1 protein-coding gene is annotated in these 991 nt (G+C 59.9%); it reads left to right on the top strand.

The window, feature by feature from the left end:
- Positions 1–64: 64 nt before the first annotated feature.
- Positions 65–991: IS5 family transposase (locus SxD43FB_RS23755; RefSeq protein ID WP_141249646.1), on the top strand; the 927-nt coding region annotated here is incomplete at its 3' end.

Here is a 991-nt window from a genome sequence, read left to right as displayed (position 1 = left end):
GGCTTTGTTGCGAAATTGCGCCTGGGGGATTCCTCAGGTGAATCGAGTGCTTTAGGGGGCGGCTATGCCCAAGCCAGCCTCACCAAAGTATCGCACGACAAACTGGAGCGCGTATAATGCGGCGCTGAAGCAGCGTGGTTCTCTGGATATTTGGTTTGATCCGAACATGCGGTGGCTGTCGGCGCCATGCGGCCGCCCTGGTCGCCCGGCTCGTTTTTCTGAAAGCGCGATCGAACTGTGCCTGACACTGAAAGCGCTTTTCAACCTGCCGTTGCGGCAGGCGACGGGGCTGGTGGCGAGCCTGCTCAAGCTGGCTGATCTGGACTGGCCGGTGCCGGATTATACGACGTTGTGCCGGCGTCAGAAGACGCTGCCGGTGACGCTTGGCGGGCGTCCCAGTTCTGGCGGCCTGCATCTTCTGGTCGATAGCACCGGCATTAAGATGATGGGCGAAGGGGAATGGAAGACACGCAAGCACGGCGCTTCCTATCGTCGCCAGTGGCGCAAGGTGCATATCGGGATCGATGCAGAAACGCTTGATATCCGGGCCATTGAGGTCACCACCAACGCGATTGGCGATGCGCCTGTCCTCCCCGATCTGTTGGCGCAGATCCCAAAGGATGAGAAGATCAGCAGCGTTGGTGGGGACGGCGCATACGACACCAAAAAGTGCCATGCCGCTATCGCCAAACGCGAGGCGCAAGCCATCATTCCGGTCCGCCGCAACGGTCGACCATGGAAGGAGGATGGCCCCGGGACGGCTGCCCGCAATGAAACGCTCCGTGCGATCAGACGGCTTGGACGCACCATCTGGAAGAAGTGGAGCGGCTACCATCGCCGCAGCCTCGTCGAAACGAAAATGCACTGCTTCAAGCTGCTTGGTCAGCGCGTCATGGCCCGCACCTTCGAGCGTCAGATAACCGAGCTCAAAGTCCGTGCTGCAATCCTCAATCGCTTCTCGCAAATCGGCACACCAAATACTGTCCGCGTC

It is taken from the genome of Sphingobium sp. D43FB (genome assembly GCF_002312805.1).
GTDB lineage: Bacteria > Pseudomonadota > Alphaproteobacteria > Sphingomonadales > Sphingomonadaceae > Sphingobium.
The sequence above is the reverse complement of the archived record's forward strand: the minus strand, read 5'-3'. Positions and strand labels throughout refer to the sequence as shown.